Annotated in this window: 14 protein-coding genes and 2 tRNA genes; 9 read left to right on the top strand and 7 right to left on the bottom strand. The window is 75.4% G+C overall.

Translation table 11 applies throughout. From position 1 onward, the window contains the following. Positions 1-275 precede the first annotated feature (275 nt). The 4 genes from ACFVN3_RS07760 (at position 276) to ACFVN3_RS07745 (ending at position 7,050) form a co-directional block, all read left to right on the top strand. Complete coding sequence (locus ACFVN3_RS07760) at positions 276-1,283, top strand: hypothetical protein (protein ID WP_378232192.1); 1,008 nt, start codon at positions 276-278, stop codon at positions 1,281-1,283. Further along, complete coding sequence (locus ACFVN3_RS07755) at positions 1,280-3,007, top strand: DNA polymerase Y family protein (protein WP_378232191.1); 1,728 nt, start codon at positions 1,280-1,282, stop codon at positions 3,005-3,007. The genes ACFVN3_RS07760 and ACFVN3_RS07755 overlap by 4 nt, the downstream gene beginning before the upstream one ends. After that, a complete protein-coding gene (locus ACFVN3_RS07750) occupies positions 3,000-6,662 on the top strand; it encodes an error-prone DNA polymerase (protein WP_378232189.1) in 3,663 nt (1,220 codons plus the stop codon). Before ACFVN3_RS07755 ends, ACFVN3_RS07750 begins: the two co-directional genes overlap by 8 nt. A gap of 106 nt (positions 6,663-6,768) precedes the next feature. After that, positions 6,769-7,050, top strand: a complete 282-nt coding sequence (locus tag ACFVN3_RS07745; protein ID WP_378232188.1) for a hypothetical protein — start codon at positions 6,769-6,771, stop codon at positions 7,048-7,050. A 68-nt stretch (positions 7,051-7,118) separates the two neighbouring features. Here the strand turns inward: ACFVN3_RS07745 and ACFVN3_RS07740 are convergent, their stop codons facing one another. The 4 genes from ACFVN3_RS07740 to ACFVN3_RS07725 form a co-directional block, all read right to left on the bottom strand. Further along, on the bottom strand, positions 7,119-7,520 hold the full coding sequence (locus ACFVN3_RS07740) for a hypothetical protein (protein ID WP_378232187.1): 402 nt from the start codon (positions 7,518-7,520) through the stop codon (positions 7,119-7,121). Between the two features lie 58 nt (positions 7,521-7,578). Next, the gene (locus tag ACFVN3_RS07735; protein WP_378232186.1) at positions 7,579-8,520 is read right to left on the bottom strand and encodes a Gfo/Idh/MocA family oxidoreductase; all 942 of its coding nucleotides are present in this window, start codon (positions 8,518-8,520) and stop codon (positions 7,579-7,581) included. 48 nt (positions 8,521-8,568) lie between these two features. Further along, complete coding sequence (locus ACFVN3_RS07730; RefSeq protein ID WP_378232356.1) at positions 8,569-9,372, bottom strand: serine protein kinase RIO; 804 nt, start codon at positions 9,370-9,372, stop codon at positions 8,569-8,571. 409 nt (positions 9,373-9,781) lie between these two features. After that, on the bottom strand, positions 9,782-10,609 hold the full coding sequence (locus ACFVN3_RS07725; RefSeq protein WP_378232185.1) for a metal-dependent hydrolase: 828 nt from the start codon (positions 10,607-10,609) through the stop codon (positions 9,782-9,784). A 459-nt stretch (positions 10,610-11,068) separates the two neighbouring features. Between ACFVN3_RS07725 and ACFVN3_RS07720 the strand changes: the two genes are divergently transcribed. The 3 genes from ACFVN3_RS07720 to ACFVN3_RS07710 all read left to right on the top strand — a co-directional run bounded on the left by ACFVN3_RS07720 (position 11,069) and on the right by ACFVN3_RS07710 (position 11,545). Continuing rightward, the gene (locus ACFVN3_RS07720) at positions 11,069-11,200 is read left to right on the top strand and encodes a hypothetical protein (RefSeq protein ID WP_255318583.1); all 132 of its coding nucleotides are present in this window, start codon (positions 11,069-11,071) and stop codon (positions 11,198-11,200) included. A 153-nt stretch (positions 11,201-11,353) separates the two neighbouring features. Further along, a tRNA-Arg gene (locus ACFVN3_RS07715) sits at positions 11,354-11,425 on the top strand. A gap of 44 nt (positions 11,426-11,469) precedes the next feature. Next, positions 11,470-11,545, top strand: a tRNA-Arg gene (locus tag ACFVN3_RS07710). Positions 11,546-11,563: 18 nt separating this feature from the next. On the opposite strand, the gene ACFVN3_RS07705 is transcribed toward ACFVN3_RS07710, so the two are convergent. The 3 genes from ACFVN3_RS07705 to ACFVN3_RS07695 are packed head-to-tail and all read right to left on the bottom strand — an operon-like array spanning position 11,564 to position 14,864. Next, positions 11,564-12,379: a hypothetical protein gene (locus ACFVN3_RS07705; RefSeq protein WP_378232184.1), complete on the bottom strand. Its 816-nt coding sequence runs from the start codon at positions 12,377-12,379 to the stop codon at positions 11,564-11,566. Between the two features lie 41 nt (positions 12,380-12,420). Further along, positions 12,421-14,106 carry a sensor histidine kinase gene (locus ACFVN3_RS07700; protein WP_378232183.1) on the bottom strand — a complete coding sequence of 562 codons (1,686 nt, stop codon included), beginning with the start codon at positions 14,104-14,106 and terminating at the stop codon, positions 12,421-12,423. Beyond that, a complete protein-coding gene (locus ACFVN3_RS07695) occupies positions 14,103-14,864 on the bottom strand; it encodes a response regulator transcription factor (RefSeq protein WP_053371312.1) in 762 nt (253 codons plus the stop codon). The genes ACFVN3_RS07700 and ACFVN3_RS07695 overlap by 4 nt, the downstream gene beginning before the upstream one ends. A 285-nt stretch (positions 14,865-15,149) precedes the next feature. Between ACFVN3_RS07695 and ACFVN3_RS07690 the strand changes: the two genes are divergently transcribed. After that, entirely contained in the window at positions 15,150-16,595 is a 1,446-nt protein-coding gene (locus ACFVN3_RS07690; RefSeq protein WP_378232182.1) for a ThuA domain-containing protein, read from the top strand. Positions 16,596-16,707: 112 nt separating this feature from the next. Continuing rightward, the gene (locus ACFVN3_RS07685; protein WP_378232181.1) at positions 16,708-17,976 is read left to right on the top strand and encodes an enterochelin esterase domain-containing protein; all 1,269 of its coding nucleotides are present in this window, start codon (positions 16,708-16,710) and stop codon (positions 17,974-17,976) included. Positions 17,977-17,982: the final 6 nt, after the last annotated feature.

The raw sequence follows: 17,982 nt of genomic DNA, 5'->3' as shown, positions 1-17,982 counted from the left end.
CTGCCATCCGGTGGGCCGTCGTGCGGCGAGAGCCGGGGGAGGAGGTTCAGGTTGAGGTCGAGGGTTGGTGGCAAACCCTCGAGCGGGAGTCGAGGGTTGTGACGGGCATCTCGGACGAAGCCGACGGCTCTCACCTGCGGAGTTGACACCCCGTCGCGGCGGTCGTTCACTGGAAGTGTTCGAACGCATGTTCGAACAGTGGTGGGTGCAGAACGACGCCCCCAGCAGTCGACGCGCGGTGCGCGTCCCGTCCGAGCAGCATCCCGGGAGGCGAGATGACCCTTCTCGCCGACCCCGCCGAACGGGCGGGGACACCAGGCCCGACGGCCGCGGCCTCCGACAAGGCCGAGCGCGCCCGCGCGGTCCTGCGCCGTGCGGAGGAGCGTACGGGCGTCCGCCGACACCGCCCGGTCGTCGCGCCCGCGGTCCCGGCAGCACCGGCCGCCGCCCCGCGCGCCGACACGGTCCTGCTCGCCGACGTCCCGCGCGTCGACGTCTCCTCGCCGACGGTCGCCCGGCCGACCCCTGTCGTGCCGGCCGAGCGCCCGGCGCGCGCCCGCCACGTCACGACGCGGGACGCGAGCCGCGACGTGATCCCGGACGAGCGGGTGTGGCCGGTGCACGACGCGCTCGTCCCCCTCCTGCCGCTCGGCGGGCTCCAGCGCGGCACGGTGGTCGCGGTGCGGGGGTCGACGAGCCTCCTGCTCGCGCTCGTCGCGCGGCCGTCGCGGTCCGGGGCGTGGACCGCCGCCGTCGGGTTCCCCGCGGTCGGGCTGCTCGCGGCCGCCGACGCCGGCGCGGACCTCGACCGCGTCGTCCTCGTCCCGCGGCCCGGCCCTGACGCGGCGCTCGCGATCGCGGCGCTCGTCGACGGCCTGGACGTCGTGGTCGTCGGGCCCGACGCCGCCCTCACCGACACCGACCGGCGCCGCCTCACCGGCCGTGCACGCGAGCGCGGGGCGCTGCTCGTCGCCGCCGGGGCGTGGCCGGGCGCGCACGTCGCGCTCACCGTGACGGGTGGCGGCTGGTCCGGCGCGGACCGCGGGGCGGGCTGGCTGCGCCGCCGCTCGCTCGTCGTCGAGCGCGCGGGCCGCGGGGGTGCCGCACGCCCCACGCGGGTCGAGGTCGAGCTCCCGCTCGCCCACGAGGACTGGCCTGCGTTCCTCGCCGAGGACGCCCGGGGCACTCGGCCCGCCGCCGAGACCGGTGCCGCCGACGCCGGCCCCGTCCCCGCCCACGTCGATGACCCCGACCGGCCCTCCCGGCTCCGGCTCGTCGGATGAGCACGAGCCCGACCCGCACGGCGGCCCTGTGGGTGCCGGACTGGCCGGTGCTCGCGGCGATGGCGGTGCGCGACGTCCCCGCGCACGTCCCCGCCGCGACGCACGACGGCCGCCGCGTCGTCGCCGTCTCCGCGACCGCGCGCGCCCAGGGCGTGCGCCGGGGCATGCGCCGCCGCCGGGCCCGCGAGTGCTGCCCCGAGCTCGAGCTGCTCGACGTCGACGACGCGCGCGACGCCCGCGAGTTCGAGCCGGTCGCGCTCGCGGCCGAGACCGTCGTCGCCGGCCTGGAGATCACCCGGCCCGGCCTGCTGCTCCTGCCCGCCGCCGGGGCGAGCCGGTACCACGGGTCCGACGCCGCGCTCGCGGAGGCGCTCGTCGCGCGCGTCGCCGAGCGCACCGGGCACGAGAGCCAGGTGGGCGTCGCCGACGGCATCCTCGCGGCCGTGCTCGCCGCGCGGGACGCCGACGTCGTGGTCCCCGGCGGCTCGGCCGCGTTCCTCGCGCCGCGGCCCGCGCGCGACCTCGCGCACGTCGCCACGCGTCCCGACGCCGCCGTCGCGATCGACGAGCTCGTGGACCTCCTGGGCCGGCTCGGCGTCCGTACCCTCGGGGCGCTCGCGGCCCTGCCGCCCGCGACGGTCGAGGGACGGTTCGGCGACCTCGGCGCGTGGGCGCACCGGCTCGCGCGCGGCGAGGACCTGCGCCCGCCCGCGCGGCGCCGCGTCGAGCCCGACGTCGCGGTGAGCGCCGAGCTCGACCCGCCTGCCGAGCGCGTCGACGTCGCGACCTTCGCCGCGCGCCGGCTCTCCGAGGACCTGCACGACCAGCTCGTCGCGCGCTCGCTCGTCGCCGGGCGGCTGCGCATCACCGCACGGACCACCGAGGGCGACGACCTCGAGCGGACCTGGCGGCTCGACGGGCCGGGCGCGATGAGCCCGGCGCGCCTCACGGACAAGGTCCGGTGGCAGCTCGAGGGCTGGCTCACCACCACGTCCGCCCGGGCCGGGCGCGCGGCCCGGGCCGCACGGCAGGGCAGGCGTGGTGGCGAGCGCGGCGGCTCGCCCGGCGGCGCCGACGTCGTGCCCGACGTCGCGCCGCTGGCCCGCCTGTCCCTCACGGCCGAGGAGGTCGTCCCGGCGGGGGCGGAGCAGCCGCGCCTGTGGGGCGCGTCGAGCGGGGAGGACGCGCGCGCCCACCGCGCGCTCGGGCGCGTGCAAGGGCTCCTCGGCGGCGACGCCGTCCTGCGCGTCGAGGTCCAGGGCGGGCGCGACGCGACCGACCGCGTGCACCTCGTGCCGTTCGGGGAGGACGTCGCGCGCCCGCGCGACCCGGCCCTGCCGTGGCCCGGCGCGCTGCCGAGCCCCGCGCCGGCGGTCGTGCCCGTCGAGCCGCAGGACGTCGTCGTGCTCGACGCCGCGGAGCGGCCCGTCGTCGTCGACGCGCGCCTCGCGATGAGCGGCGAGCCCGCGACCGTGCGGTGGCCCGCCGCCACGGCGGAGGAGGGTCCGCGCCGCCCGGCGGCACCCCGGGGCGAGGCGGCGTTGCCCGGTCCGGGGTCCGCGCGCGCCGTCGTGGACTGGGCCGGGCCGTGGCCGCTCGCCGAGCGCTGGTGGACCCCCGCGCCGCGGCGCCGGGTGCACGTCCAGGTCCTGCTCGACGACGGCCGCGGGCTCCTCCTCGCGAGCGCCCGCGGGCGCTGGACCGTGGAGGGCCTCTATGACTGACCGGACGACCGCTCCCCGGTACGCCGAGCTGCACGCCCACTCCGCGTTCAGCTTCCTCGACGGCGCGTCGCACCCCGAGGAGCTCGCCGCCGAGGGCGCGCGGCTCGGGCTGTCGGCGCTCGCGGTCACCGACCACGACGGCCTGTACGGCGTCGTGCGCTTCGCCGAGGCGGCGCGCAAGGTCGGGCTGCCGACGATCTTCGGCGCCGAGCTGCACCTGCCCGTCGTCGAGGACGGGCGGACGCCCGCGGGACCGCCCGTGCTCGACCCGCCCACCGGCGTGCCCGACCCGCGCTCGACCCACCTGCTCGTCCTCGCGCGGGGGACGCAGGGCTACCGCAACCTGTCGAGCGCGATCGCCACCGCGCACCTCGCGACCGGGACCAAGGGCGCCGCCCGCTACGACCTCGACGCGCTCGGCGCGCAGGGCGCGGGCGAGTGGCTCGTGCTCACCGGCTGCCGCAAGGGCTCCGTCCGGCGGGCGCTCGTCACCGCCGGGCGCGCCGCGGCGCGCCGCGAGCTCGACCGGCTCGTCGCCGTGTTCGGCGCGGACAACGTGGCGGTCGAGATCACCGCGACCGACGACCCGCGCGACGCCGACCTGCACGCGGCGCTCGCCGACCTCGCCGCCGAGGCCCGCCTGCCGCTCGTCGCGACGACCGCCGCGCACTACGCCAACCCGCGCGACGCCGACCTCGCGGGGGCGCTCGCCGCGGTGCGCGCCCGCTCGTCGCTCGACGACCTCGACGGGTGGCTCCCCGGGGCCCCGACGACGCACCTGCGTTCGGCGGCGGAGATGCTCGCACGCCACCACCGGCACCCGCAGGCCGTCGCGACGGCAGCCGCGCTCGGGGACGAGTGCGCGTTCGACCTGCACCTCGTCGCGCCCGACCTCCCGCCGTACCCCGTGCCGGACGGGCACACCGAGGCGACCTGGCTGCGCGAGCTCGTGCGCCGCGGCGGCGAGAACCGGTACGGGCCGCGCGACCAGGAGAAGATCACGGGCGCGTGGGCGCAGATCGACCACGAGCTGCGGGTCATCGAGGACCTGCACTTCCCGGGGTACTTCCTCGTCGTCTACGACCTCGTGGAGTTCTGCCGGGTGAACGGGATCCTCGCGCAGGGCCGCGGGTCGGCCGCGAACTCCGCGGTCTGCTACGCGCTCGGCATCACGGCGGTCGACGCGGTGAAGCACGGGCTGCTGTTCGAGCGCTTCCTCGCGCCCGAGCGCGACGGCCCGCCGGACATCGACGTCGACATCGAGTCGGGGCGGCGCGAGGAGGTCATCCAGCACGTCTACGCGAAGTTCGGGCGCACGCACGCCGCGCAGGTCGCGAACGTCATCTCCTACCGGCCCAAGTCCGCGGTACGAGACGCCGCCCGCGCGCTCGGGTACGACGTCGGGCAGGCCGACGCGTGGAGCAAGTCCATCGAGCGCTGGGGCTCGCTGCGCGGCCCCGACCCGTCGTCGCCCGCGGCGGACCGGGCGGCGAAGGAGCGGGCGATCGCGGCGAAGACCCCGGGGTCCACGAGCCCGGCCGCGTCGCCGGTCACGACGCGGACCGCCCGGAAGGACGCCGCGACGGCGCGGCTGTGGGGGAGCCGCGACTGGTCGCCCGACCTGAGCGGCCGGGGCGGGCGCGTCGTCGACCCGCTCGCCGTGGACGAGGGCGAGGTCCTGCGCGCGGACGACACGCACGACGTCGTGCCGGCGCACCGGCCGCCGTCGGCCGCGCAGGAGGGCGAGATCCCCGACGCGGTGCTCGACCTCGCCGACCGGATGCTGCGCCTCCCGCGGCACCTGGGCATCCACTCGGGCGGCATGGTCATGTGCGACCGCCCCGTCATCGAGGTGTGCCCCGTCGAGTGGGCGCGCATGGAGGGCCGCACGGTCCTGCAGTGGGACAAGGAGGACTGCGCGGACGCGGGGCTCGTGAAGTTCGACCTCCTCGGTCTCGGGATGCTCACGGCGCTGCGCATCGGGTTCGACCTGGTCGAGCGGCACGAGGGCGGCCCGCGCCTCGCGCTGCACACGCTGCCCGAGGACGACCCGGCGGTGTACGACCTGCTGTGCGCGGCCGACACCGTGGGCGTGTTCCAGGTCGAGTCGCGCGCGCAGATGGCGACGCTCCCGCGCCTGCGGCCGAGGACGTTCTACGACATCGTCATCGAGGTCGCGCTCATCCGCCCCGGGCCGATCCAGGGCGGGTCCGTGCACCCGTACATCAACCGGGCGCGCAAGCGGGAGAAGGTGACGTTCCTGCACCCGCTGCTGGAGAAGTCGCTCGGCAAGACGCTCGGCGTGCCGCTGTTCCAGGAGCAGCTCATGCAGATGGCGATCGACGTCGCGGGCTTCTCGCCCAAGGAGTCCGACCAGCTCCGGCGCGCGATGGGGTCCAAGCGGTCCGTCGAGCGCATGGAGGAGCTGCGCGGGCGGCTCATGGACGGGATGCGGGAGAAGGGGGTCACCGACCCGGCCGTGCGCGAGGAGATCTACGACAAGCTCAAGGCGTTCGCCGACTTCGGGTTCCCCGAGTCGCACGCGTACTCGTTCGCGTTCCTCGTCTACGCGAGCTCGTGGCTCAAGGTGCACCACCCCGCCGCGTTCTACGCGGGCCTGCTCGCGGCGCAGCCCATGGGGTTCTACTCGCCCCAGTCGCTCGTGGCGGACGCGCGCCGCCACGGCGTCACCGTGCTGCGCCCCGACGTCAACGCGTCCGACGTCGAGGCGACGGTCGAGCGTCTGCCGGCCGACCATGCGGCTGCGCCCGCCGACCCTGCGGATACCGACCGTCCTGGCCTCCGGACGGGCAGCAACCGCATGGTCGGCGGGGAGGTGCGGATCGACACCCGGTTCGGGCCGGAGCCCGATCTCACGCTCGCCGTGCGGCTCGGGCTCGCGAGCGTGCGCGGGCTCGGGAAGGACGCGGCCGAGCGCGTCGTCGCGGCGCGCGGGGCGCCGGAGGAGGGGCGACCGTTCAGCGACCTGCGCGACCTCGTGCGGCGCGTCGACCTCACCACGGCCCAGCTCGAGGGGCTCGCGACCGCCGGGGCGACGGACTGCTTCGGCGTGACGCGGCGGGAGGCGCTGTGGGCGGCGGGCGCGCTCGCGCAGGAGGGTCCGGGGACGCTGCCGGGCGTGAGCGTCGGGGTCGAGGCCCCGGCGCTGCCCGGCATGACCGACGTCGAGACCGCCGTCGCCGACGTGTGGGCCACGGGCGTGTCCGCCGACTCCTACCCGACGCAGTACGTGCGCGACGGCCTGACCGCGGCGGGCGTGCTCACCGTCGTCGGGGCGGTCGAGGTGTCGCGCGAGATCGAGCAGGTCGACGAGGCGGAGCGCGCGGCGGGCGAGGTGCCGGGGACGCGCCCGCACCCGTCGTCGCGCGTCGCGGTGGGCGGCGTCGTCACGCACCGCCAGCGCCCCGGGACGGCCGGGGGCGTGACGTTCCTGTCGCTCGAGGACGAGACGGGCATCCTCAACGTCGTGTGCTCGCCCGGGCTGTGGCAGCGGTTCCGGAAGGTCGCGCGCGGGTCGGCGGCGCTCGTCGTGCGCGGGCGGCTCGAGCGGGCCGACGGCGCCACGAACCTCGTCGCGGAGCACCTCGCCCCGCTCTCGCTCCAGGTCGCGACGACGTCGCGCGACTTCCACTGACGTGTTCGTCGCCGTCCGGTGGCACGCGTGGTAGGAACGGAGCGGACGAGGCCCGGCGCGTGCGACGACGGGCGTCCGCACCGGCTCACCGACGAGAGGACCCGCGATGCCGCCTCGGCTCAGCGCCCGCACGATGTTCTGGACCGGCGTCGGCCTCACCGTGGGGAGCGCCCTCGTCCAGAACGTCGGTCTCGCGAACCTCACCTACTCGTTCACCGGCACGTGGCTCGTGGGCCTGCTGCTCACCGTGCTGCAGGTCGCGTTCACCGGCGGCGTCGTGCTCGCCGCGGGGTCGTTCGTCGTCCGGGCGCTGCGGCCCGACGACGGCGCCCCGCACAAGGCGGCGACGTCGACGCCGTGGGAGGACCGCGACAACCGGCTGTCCTGAACCGCGCCCTGCGAGCGTCCGAGCGGTCCGGGCGCCCGTGGCGTGCTGACAGCTCCTCGGGAGCCGGGCTACCGGGCGATCGGTGCGGCGACGCAGACCTCGAACGTGTCGCGTGCGCGGCGCAGCAGGTACCGGACCTCCTGCGCCTCCTGCTCGTTCGCGTACTCGTCGCGGTAGCTCCAGCGCACGCGCGCCCACACGAGCGTGTCGCCGACCTCCTCGACGTCCTCGAGGTGCGCGACGACGCCGACCAGGCCGCGCTCGCGGAACCCGCGCGCGGTCTCGGTGGTCGACTCGCGCACGTCCTCCGGGTCGGCGAGGAGCACCGACCCGGTCGACCCGACCACGAGCGCCGGGAACGCGTAGCTCTCGCCGATCGTGTCGAGGTCTCCCGTCGAGAGCGCGACCCCGTAGGTCGTGAGGAACGTCTGGACGTCGTCGGCGTCGAAGGACTCGGTGGAGGGATCCATGGTCCCGTTCTACCCCGTCCGTCCGGCGTCGGCGCGGCCGGGCGCCCCCGGCCCGGCGTCAGGCGGGCAGGGCCGCGGTGACCTGCTCGAGGAGCGCGAGGTCGGCGAGGATCGTCGCGTGCTCGGGTTCGATCCGGGCGGTGTCCTCGTCGGCGCCCGCCGTGCGCACCGTCGTGCCGACGGTCGTGCCGGCCGTCGGCGCGAGGGCCGCGAGGGCGTGCTCGACCACCGGGGCGAGGTAGTCGGCGTCGAGCACGACCTCGGAGCGCTCGACGCCGCGCGGCGTGCGCACGGCGACCGTGAACCCCGCGGTCGGGTGGGTACCCGGGTCGAGGAAGCGCAACCGGACGGGGACGCCGCCCAGCCGTGTGATCGCGACGACCCCGTCCGCCGAGGTCGTCACGACGGGCGCCGCCCACCCCGCGCCGCTCGGGCCGCCGACCACGGCGCGGGCCGCCTCCACGACGTGGATGCCGAGGAAGAACAAACCGTCCCGCTCGTCGGCCGGGTCGGCGGGCCCGGACACCTCCACGACCGCCCCGGGTGATGTCGTCGCCGCGTCGGCCGTGCGGGCCGCGAGGACGGCGCGCGCGGCCACGACCTCGGGCGCGAACCGCAGCGCGGACGCCGTGGTCACGGCCGTGCCGTGGGCGCGGGCCACGGCGAGCGTGGCCCGCGCGTCGGCGACCGATGCCGCGAACGGCTTGTCGACGAGCACCGGGACGCCCGCGCGCAGGAGCGTGCGGGCCGCGGCGCCGTGGAGCCGGCCCGCGCGGTGGGCGACGATCGCCGCGTCGACGCGCCCGACGACGTCGGGCACGGTGACCTCACCCGCGCCGACGGACAGCCCGCCCGCCGCGGCGAGCTCCGCGCGTCGGGCCGGCTCGCCGTCGACGAGAGCGACGACCCGCAGGCCCGGCCAGCGCCGCTCGACCTCGACGAGCCGGACGTAGTGGTCGGCGTGGGACGAGTCGAGGCCGACGAGGGCAAGGCGCAGCACGCGGCGATCGTCCCACGCCGTGCGCCGCGTCCTCCGGTCGTCGTGCCGTCACCACGCCTCGGCGAGCAGCAGCGCGAAGAGCTCGTCGGCGTCGGTGTCCAGCCCGCGCGCGGCGAACCACGCGGACATCGTGCGACAGTCGCGCAGCAGGAGCTCCGTGCCGAACGGGTTGGCCACGAGGTCGACGACCTGCGGCAGGTCGATGATGACGAGCCGGTCGCCGTCCGCGAGGACGTTGAACGGGGACAGGTCGCCGTGCGCGAAGCCGAGCCGGGCCAGCACGGCCATGCCGTCGCGGAGCTGGTCCCACCACGACGCGAGCAGGTCCGGGTCGGGGCGGGTGCGCGCGAGCCGGGGCGCGGCCTCGTGCCCGTCGCCGTCCGACGTGCCGACGAACTCCATGAGGATCTCGTTGCCGTCGATCTGCACCGGGTAGGGCACGGGGGCGCCCGCCGACCACAGCTCGCCGAGGGCGGCGAACTCGGCCGCGGCCCACTGCCCGGCCGCGACCTGGCGGCCGTAGCGGGACTTGCGGTCGAGCGCGCGCCGGTCGCGCGTGCGGCGCACGCGGCGGTCCTCGGTGTAGACGGTGTCGCGCCGGAACGCGCGGTGGTCGAGGTCCCGGTAGCGCTTGGCGGCGAGCAGCGATCGCCGGGCGGCGTCGCCGGGGACGGCGCGCTCGACGAGGAACACGTCCGCCTCCTTGCCGGTCTTGAGCACGCCCAGCTCGGTGTCGACGGCCGCGTCGGCGGTCACGACCCAGTCGGGGCGTGGCTCGGGTCCGCGCTGGCCCTTCTCGACGGCGGACCACGTGGACCAGCGCTGGTCGTCGCCGAGCGCGGCGTCGAGCACGCCCGTGGCCGGACCGGCGTCGTCGAGGTCGGCAGCGTGGTTACTGCGCCGCAGGCGGCGGGGCGGGGGAGTGCGGGGGTCTCCCGCGAACGTCGGCGGGAGGTACGGGTCGGGGTACAGCAGGTCGTGCTCGGGCACGGGTGGGCTCCTTCGGGCGGGGAGCGCACGGCGCTGCCGCCCCTCGCGGGCGGCGGGCGCGGACCGTCTCGGACGGTCGTCGACCGGCCTAGCGGCGGTCGGTGCTCCCGGGGGTGGTGGACACGCGAGCGTGGGTCGTCCAGCTCATGGCGTTCCTCCTTCCTCCGGTGCCCGACGGCGCGGGCGACGTCCTGCGACCGTCCCACCCGGGGCGGGACGGGGCAAGGGAATTACTCGGCCGGGGTCGCACGGTGACCGTAGCCGTGGCGGCTCAGGCGACGCCCGACGCCAGCGCCTGGATCGCCGACACGACGCGCTCGTACGTCCCGTACGTGTCGTAGCCCATCTGGTCGAGCGCCGACCACACGAACCCGACCGTCGCGTAGAGGCCGACGGCCGTCGCGAGGATCCACTCGCGCACCGACCCGGTGTCGCCGAGCAGGGGGACGGCGAAGCTGCCGCTGGGCCGCCACACGTCGTCGACGACGAGGGACCGGCGCACCCAGCGCGGGGAGCGGATCTTCACCGGCCAGAGCAGCGGCGCGCCGTTGGTGGTGAGCACGTCGCCCAGGATGTGCACGGTCACGCCGATCCCGACGGCGACCGGGAGCCAGTTCCACTCCTCGGGCGAGAAGAGCGCGACGAGGGCGGCGATCGTGAGAGACGTGACCCACGGCATGAGCTTGCCGCGCCGCGTGAGCTTGAGCGCCTTGAGCGCGAGCGCGACGAGCAGGACCGCGAGGACGCCACCGCCCACGTAGACCGTGCCGAAGCTCTCCGTCTCGACCGTGACCAGACCCACGAGCCACGCGAGCGCGGTGAACACGGCGATGCCGAGGAACGAGTGCGTGCCCTGGCGGTGGCCGCCGGAGATCGTCTCGACGGCGTCGGACACCCACTCGCTGACGGGCGGCAGGGAGTGCGCGAACGTGCCGTTGTGGTGGTCGGCGTCGGGGAGGAGCGCGGCCCCGGCGCAGACGACCGCGCCCGTCATGACCCCGACGGACGACACGGGATGCCACCCGAGCGCGAACGGGGCGGTGGACGTCACCGCCACCCAGGCGGCGGCTCCGGTCGCGGCGTGGTGGGCGCCCATCATGGCGGCGGGTCTCCTGTCGTCGGCCCGGCCGCGCGGTTCGTCGGCGTCGGGAGGTGTGTCCGGAACGTCCGGAACCCTACCGGGTGCCGCCGACAGACCCGGTCGATCGTCCGGAACGTCGGGCACACGCGTCACGATTAAAAAGTGTGCCAAGCGCAGGCTGCTCCGGTCGCGCCTGCCCCGCAGAGCCCTGGCGAGGGGACGCTCCCGGCCGTCGCGTCCGGGAGGCGACGAGCGAGCTGGAGGTGCCACCGGGCACGGGGAGCGCACGAGCCCGGCGACGGGCAGGAAAAGGCGGCGGCCGGTGGGCCCCCGACCGGCCCACGAGGCCCCGGCCAAGGAATTCCTGTCGAATTCCGGAAATGGGGTTGTGTCGATCGGGAAAGGCGCGTACGGTCTTCCTCGGTCGACGACATTCCGGTGCGTGGGCCACCCGACATGACCGAGAGGAGCAGTGCCGTGCGCGAACCCGTCCAGCAGGACCGGCGACGTCCCGTGCTGCCCTGCGAGCAGCCGCGCGTCGTGCTGCCCGTGGCGTATCTCAGCGTGTCCTCGTTCCTCGCCGGCGACTCCGGCGGTCCTGTCGTCTGACCACAGCGTCGTTCGACAGGCCGTCCCGGGACATCGCCGGGGCGGCCTTTTTCTTGTGCATGAATGCGCCCGAGCAGGGTGCATTTGTCGTGCTGCCATTCTGCTCGATCGCCGTCGGCGCGCATTTGTCGTGCGTCTGCGGTGAAAAGCACTGCCTTCGTGGTCCAACGGACACGACGCCGCTCTACGGAAGCGGAGACGGGGGTTCGACTCCCTCCGAGGGCACCTGGACGCCTCGCGTCCCGTCTGCTCGACGTTAAGGAGCACCAGCGCGCGTAGCTCAGCGGACAGAGCGCCGGCTTCCGGAGCCGGGCGTCGGGGGTTCGAGTCCTCCCGCGCGCACCAGACCGCGACGATCCATCGTCATGGACGGCGTGGAGCGATGGCGGCCTCTGCCTTGTGCAGCCGCCAACGTCGCATCGAGATGCTCTGTACTGTTCGTCCGAGCGCGTCGGCGGATTCGTCCGGCGGAAGCTTGAGGACGATCGCATCCTCGGCTGGTGTCCAGGGCTTGCGCACGATCCCGTACCGACTCTCGCGGCCCGGTTCCGGTCGCCACGCCGCGACGGCCTCCGCGAGCCGTTGCTTGCGGCCGATGCCGAGAGCGCCTGGCGAGTGCCAAGCCCATCGAGCGAGGGTGGCGGCGGCGATGTTCGCGACCATGATGTTCATGACACCGTCACGTGTGTTCGGCTTTGCGCTCCTTCGTACACCGCAGACGTCTGCAATCACCGAGCAGAAGTACGTAGCGAGCGACGGACTCGCGGTGACCAGGCTGACGAAGGGAACGCCGGTTGCTGTGAACCCCACAGACCCGTCACCGTCGAGCACGCCACGGACGTAGTCCGGCGCTGAGAAGGGCGCAGGTGGTGGACCGATGGTGGAGCTCTTTCGTCCTGGTGTGACGCCGAGCGAGGCCAGTTGCTGTCGGGCAGTCTGGTCGAAGATCCCTAGTACCGCCGTGGCGTAGTCCGCGCTGAAGTTCGTCGCGCGTTGCCTGAGCCGGACGGACGAGTAGCACGGGAGCAACGACGAGATTGCGTCGAGCACGTCACGGTCTCGCGCGGAGAGCTCCAGCGCGATCCGTCCCCTGTGGTTCGGGTCGCCGTCATGGCTGCCGTCGGTCTGAAGCAGACCCACGATATAGGCGGTGTCGGGTCGTCGTGCATCCCAGAACATGCGTCACATCGTTCACGCAGCCACCCACACTTCCGGCGCGATCAGCGGGGGAGGCGGACCGTGAAGGTCGTGCCCGTGGGGCCGGGTTCGTCGGGGGTGGACGACGACACGGCGACGGTCCCGCCGTGGGCGGTGACGATCGCGTCGGCGATGGCGAGGCCGAGGCCGGTGGAGCCGCCGGTGCGGTTGCGCGCGTCGTCGCCGCGCGTGAAGCGGCGGAAGAGCGTGGGGCGCAGGGTCGCGGGGATGCCGGGGCCGTCGTCGGTGACGGAGAGGACGACGTCGTCGCCGTCGGTCGTGAGCCGCACCTCGACGTGGGTGCCGGGCGGGGTGTGCGTGCGGGCGTTCGCGAGGAGGTTCGCGAGCACCTGCCGCACGCTCGCCTCGTCGCCCGTGATCTCGAGGTCGACGTCCTCGTCCGGGTCCTGCCCACGGGGGCCGTGCGCCGCGCGGGCGTGATCCAGGTCGTCCGTCGCGTCGTCGAACCCGTCGGGCGGGTCGGTCGCGAGGTCGACGTCGAGGTCCTCGCCGGGCAGGTCGAGGGCCCAGTCGTGGTCGGGCCCGGCGGCGTGGGCGTCCATGACCGCGTCGACGGCGAGCGCCGCGAGGTCGACGGGCGCACGGTCGAGCGGCCGGCCCGCGTCGAGCCGGGCGAGGAGCAGCAGGTCCTCGACGAGGCCGGTCATGCGCACGGCCTCGGACTCGATGCGGTCGAGCGAGCGCGCGGTGGCGGGCGGGACGTCGTCGGGCGAGCGGCGCACGAGCTCTGCGTAGCCGCGGATCGAGGCGAGCGGGGTGCGCAGCTCGTGGCTCGCGTCGGCGACGAACCGTCGCACCTGGGTCTCGGAGTCGTGGCGGGCCTGGAGCGAGGTCTCGACGTTCTCGAGCATGCGGTTGAGCGCGGCGCCGACCTGCCCGACCTCGGTGCGCTCGTCGGTGAGGTCGTCGGGGACGCGGGGGATGGCGTCGATCTCGCCCTGCGCGAGCTCGAGCTCCGAGACGCGGCCCGCGGCGGCGGCGACGTCGTCGAGCGGCCGGAGCGAGCGACGCACGAGCCACCAGCCGACGAGCACGGCGGCGAGCAGGCCTGCTGCACCCAGCGCGACCTCGACGAGCACGTAGTCCTCGACCGTCGCGTCGACGGTCGCCGTGCTCGACGCGACGACGACGGGCTGGCCGTCGTCCGTCGTCCGGTGCACGGCACGGAACGACCCGAGGTCCGGCAGGTCGACGTCGTGCGCGCTCCCGTCGGCGGGGACCTCCTCGAGCGCCGCGATCTGGGCGGCGTCGAGCGTGACGCGCTCGAGCGACGTCGTCACGTACTCGGCGAGCACGACCTCCCCGTCGTCGTACCGCAGGACGGCGCTGCCCGGTCCTGTGCCGGCGGGGAACCGCGACGGGTCGTCGACGTCGGGCAGGTCGGTCGGCACGGGGGCGGGCGTCTCGCCGGACCCGTCCGAGGGCTGCCCGGGCCCCTGCCCTCCGGGCCTCTCGCCGAAGCCCTGCGCGAGCCGTTCGCTCGCCTGCTCGAGCTCGTGGTCGACCTGCGCGACGAGCTGGGAGCGCAGCAGCGCCGTCGACGCGGTGGCGATGCCGAGCGTCACGACGAGCACGACCGCCGCGAGCACGAGCACGAGACGACGGCGCAACGCCGTCGGCCGCCGCCGGGGCGCGCCGTCCCCGGTCCGGGGACGTGCCGGGACGCGCTCACGCCGGGCGTCGGTCACGCGTCGGCGCCGTTCGCGGGCTTGAGCACGTACCCGACGCCCCGCAGCGTGTGGATCATGGGCTCGCGACCCTTGTCGATCTTGCGGCGCAGGTAGGAGATGTAGAGCTCGACGATGTTGGCCTGACCGCCGAAGTCGTAGTTCCAGACGCGGTCGAGGATCTGTGCCTTGGACAGCACGCGGCGCGGGTTGCGCATGAGGTAGCGCAGCAGCTCGAACTCGGTCGCCGTGAGGCGCACCTCCTCGCCCGCGCGGCGGACCTCGTGCGCGTCCTCGTCGAGCTCGAGGTCGCCGACGACGAGCACGGAGTCCTCGCGCTGGGCGGTCGCGCCGCCCCGGCGCAGCAGCCCGCGCAGCCGGGCGACGACCTCCTCGAGGCTGAACGGCTTGGTCACGTAGTCGTCGCCGCCGGCGGTGAGCCCCGCGACGCGGTCCTCGACGGCGTCGCGCGCGGTGAGGAAGAGGACCGGGACGTCGGTGTCGCGCTCGCGCAGCCGGCGGAGCACGGTGAGGCCGTCCATGTCGGGGAGCATGACGTCGAGGACGACGACGTCCGGACCGGTCTCACGGGCGGTGCGGATCGCGGAGTTCCCGTCGAGCGCGGTCGAGACGTCCCAGCCCTCGTAGCGCAGCGCCGAGGTGAGCAGCTCGGCGAGGTTGGGCTCGTCGTCGACCACGAGCACGCGGACGGGGGAGCCGTCCGGGCGCGTGAGGCGTGGCTGGTCGGGGCGGCCGACGGGGGCGGTGGCTGCGGTCATGGACCCAGCGTCCCGCTCCTCGCGTGGTCGTGCCTGTGGTGACCCTGTGCGTCCGCTGTGGCGGGGCGTCGGCCACGGGGTGGTCGCGGAGGGCGGGTGAGATCGCCTCGGCCAGGTCGTTGAATCCTTGACTTTTGATCGGTCGCCGTCAAAACTCGCTGCATCGGCAGCAGCCGACGTCCACGCACGCAGGAGTGCGCGCGCCGCCGGGCCCGGGGAGTGCCTGGAGGTCGCCCGGTGATCGAACGCCCGGCTCGCGCTCTCGACGACGAGGGAGAAGCACGCATGGATTTGTTCAGCGGCACGACGATCAGACGGGCGGTGGCGGCGGCGGTCGCGCTGCCCCTCGCGGGCGGCGCGACGCTCGTGGCGGCAGGCCCGGCGGCCGCGGACGAGGAGGACTACAAGATCCTCGTCGTCGGCAAGACGCTCGGGTTCCGGCACTCGCACATCGACGACACGACGCGCGCGCTGATCGAGCTCGGTGAGGACAACGGCTTCACGGTCGACGTGTGGGACCCGCCGAACGACTCCGCGGGCTGGTGGGGGAGCGGGTCGCCGGGGCAGCCCGACCTCACGATGGGCTCGACGCCGTTCACGAGCGCCGAGGACCTGTCGCAGTACGCGACCCTGGTCTTCGTCTCGCCCGTGGACAACACGAACTCGCTGAACCCCGCGACACCCCGCCTGCTCGACGACACCGAGCTCGCGGCCCTCCAGGGCTACATCCACGCGGGCGGCGGGTTCGTCGGGCTGCATGCCGCGACCGACACGATGCACACCGTCCCCTGGTACAGCGAGCTGACCGGCGGGGGCGCGCGCTTCGTCGCCCACCCGCAGCAGCAGACCGCGACCATGCGCGTGGAGAGCCCGGCGCACCCCTCGACCGCGCACCTGCCGGCCGCCTGGGAGCGGTTCGACGAGTGGTACAACTACTCGACCAACCCGCGCGAGGACGTGCACGTGCTCCTCACCCTCGACGAGTCGACGTACTCCCCGGGCAACGGCGCGATGGGTGAGGACCACCCGATCTCCTGGTGCCAGAACTTCGAGGGCGGACGCTCCTGGTACGAGGGCGCCGGGCACACCGACGCGTCGTGGACCGACCCGCTGTTCCGCGAGCACGTGCTCGCGGGCGTCGAGTGGACCGCGGGCGTCGTCGAGGGCGGCGGCAACTGCGTGACGTTCCCCGAGGTCGACGGCGTCGTGGCCGGTCTGAACACGTCCGCCGTGGGCGACGGCGTCATCGCGGGTGCGATCTCGTCCCTGCTCGGCAGCGCCCGCACCGCGGCCGAGGCGGGCGACCCGGCCACCGCGGTCCAGGTCCTCGGCGGCGCGCGGTCGCTCGTCGACCACCTGTCCGCGGCCGCGGGTGACCGCGCGCTCCTCGCGTCGAAGATCGACGACCTCGTCGTCTGGCAGGGCGCGCTCGTCGACGAGGGTCCGGCGATCGACCTCGCGGCCGAGGCCGAGCTGCGGACGATGGGCGGCAAGCAGTACGTCGCCGTGCGCGTGCTCAACGAGGACGACACCCCCGTCGACATCACGCTGGCGACGTCGTACGGGAGCAAGGAGTACGCCGACGTCGCGCCCGGGAAGAACGCCTACCAGGCGTTCGCGACCCGGCTCGTCGAGGCCCCGTCCGGGGAGGTGACCGTCACGGCGACGACCGAGCGCGACGGCGAGACCGTCACCGAGGAGCTCGTGCTCTCCTACGCGGGCACGCCCTGACGCCTCGTCCCGTCGCACCCCGACGGCGCCCGTCGCACCCCGCGTGCGGCGGGCGCCGTCGTGCGCCCGGGTACAGTCGCCGCGTCCCGCAACCGCCCGAAGGAGCGACCGCGTGCCACCGCACCCCGACCCGGCGCCATCACCCGACCCGGCCGCCGGGAGGCCTCGCCGCACCCCGCCCAAGGTGCCGCGCCCGGCGCCGGCGCCGCGCGTCGTCGGGCCCGTGGTCGAGCGGCTCGAGGCGGCGCTCGCGGCGGCCCTGCCCGAGGACCGCGACGCCGTCGTCGAACAGCTCTGGGCGCAGGTGGCGCCGACCACGCCCGTCGTGGAGGTCGCCGGCCCGGGCGAGGCGGTGGCGACCTTCCTCGTGCGCGACGCGGACGCGCGCGCGGTACTGCTGTTCGTCAACCGCCTCACCGACGAGCGGGACCTCGCAGCGAGCCTCATGGCGCGCGTGGCCGGGACGGACGTGTGGCACCTCGCCTACCGGATGGGGAGCACCTGGCGCGCCTCGTACGCCGTGCTCGCGCACCACGACGAGGGTCCGCCGCCGTGGGACGCGCCCGACCAGGCGGCGCTGCGGCGCGCGCTGGACGTCGCCGGGCGCCCGGACCCGCGCAACCCCCGCACGTGCCGCAACCGCGCGGGTCGGGTGCAGTCCGTCGTCGAGCTCCCCGACGCGCCCCCGCAGCCGTACCTCGAGCCGCGACCCGGGGTCGCGCGCGGCCGGGTGGTCGAGCACACGGCGCCCGGGGGCCGGCGCGCCTGGGTGTACGAGCCGCCCGTGCCGGAGGGCACCGCGACCGACGTCGTGCTCGTGCTCGACGGCGACGCGTGGACCGGGCCGCAGGACCTCGCCACGACGCTCGACAACCTGCACCACGACGGCGCCGTGCGGCCGCTGCGCGCCGTCCTGCTCGACGCCGGGTCGCGCGAGCGACGCTGGGCCGACCTCGACGGGGGCGGCGACGTCGACGCCTACCTCGCGCACGATCTCCTGGACTGGACCCGCGCGCGCTTCCCGGTGCGTCCCGGCCGCGGCGCCGTGAGCGTCGCGGGCCAGTCGCTCGGCGCCCTCACGTCCCTGCGCGTGCTCGCCGCGCACCCCGACCGGGTGGGCGCGGCGATCAGCCAGTCGGCGTCGCTGTGGCAGGGCGACCCGAGCGCCGGTCTCGCGCCCGGTGCGCTCGCCGGGGCGCGGGCCTGGGTCGAGGTCGGGCGGCAGGAGTGGGTCTTGCAGCCGGACCACCCGGCCGCCGTCGAGCGGCTGCGCGCGGCGGGGTGCGACGTCGCGTACCGCGAGTACGACGGCGGCCACGACGACGCGTGCTGGCGCGGCGGGATCGCGGACGCGCTGGCCTGGGCGCACCCCCGCGCGTGACCCGCT

Origin of the sequence: Cellulosimicrobium sp. NPDC057862, from assembly GCF_042797035.1 — a bacterium.
GTDB lineage: Bacteria > Actinomycetota > Actinomycetes > Actinomycetales > Cellulomonadaceae > Cellulosimicrobium.
Note: the sequence above shows the minus strand (reverse complement) of the source record. Positions and strands in the feature narration are given on the sequence as shown.